Source organism: Oleiphilus sp. HI0079 (assembly GCF_001635105.1).
Genome location: NZ_LWFT01000169.1, coordinates 1 through 1,089 on the forward strand (window position 1 = coordinate 1; position 1,089 = coordinate 1,089).

Sequence of the window (1,089 nt, forward strand, 5' to 3'; positions counted from 1 at the left end):
GCCAGACTGAAAGAAGCTTCGTTTTTCAGGTTTGAAGGGATTAAAGGGATTGTTAATACTATCTCTGGCAATATCTGACTCGACCTCTGTAAAGTTCGGGTTAACCGTCAAGCCCAAGGTTTTATTGGTGCCAAAACGCACCTTTGCATCCACGCCAAACTCATTAATGTCGTAATTGCTAGACTGTTCAAACTCGGGATCACCTGGGTCACGCTCGTCATCCTTATGGAGGATATAGTGCGGCGTCACCTCTACATTCTGAACTCCGTACAAATCTCGCTTAGAGGCTATCTGCGCACTCGCGCCCATATCCTCCTCTTGCTGCTGAACCCGCTTTTCGTACTCAACCTTCTCTGCGGCACTCATTGCCTCAGAGTCCGCTAAGGGAGCACGTGCATCAGCCAGCTCCTGCTCCTTCGCTCTCTTGACCAACATCATAGAGCCAAGCGTTTTATCTGTACTACGCGGATAGGACCGCTTGAACATCAACAGCAGCATTTGATCAGTGTCATCCTCATGCTTTGGAAGACGAATCGATTGATGCGGTATGGCAATTTCGACAATGTAACCGGAGTCCGTTACTTGTGCTTCGGCAATCCAGTTAGAATCCCAGTCATAGTAATAACGATCAGCGACAGTGTTCTGAAGAACATCCGTTAACACACCGCTCGGGTTTACACGAAACTCATATTTTTTACTACCAGTACCTGTCGGATCAACAACCAAAGAAACATAATCGTCTTCCTTTACCGCATCGCGATTTCGAAATGCCGTTCTTATCTGGCTTGGATCTGGGTCTCGCGCATCGAACGCGAAAAAGGTATGCGTATCAGTCAACAACGCATAAACGTAAGTCTCAACACTAGCCTTTCCATAGCGCTTTGGGTACAGCTCATAGTCGATGCTAAAAATCTGTGCTTCAGCCCCGATGGGATCATCAAGTACCCCATCAATAACTGGTGCGCCTTTCACTTTCGAGAAAGTAATGACCGGAATCTCGGGCGATGCATCTACAGGACCAATGTTATCCGCAGATGGAATATCCGACTCAGGCGCCTCTTCAACGTATAGTCCATAAGCGTCATTGAC

General features: G+C 47.5%; 1 protein-coding gene. It reads right to left on the minus strand.

What is annotated here, in order from left to right; translation table 11 throughout:
* Nucleotides 1-1,089, minus strand: a 1,089-nt coding sequence (locus A3750_RS25735; protein WP_197474825.1) for a hypothetical protein, incomplete at both ends; no start/stop codon positions are given.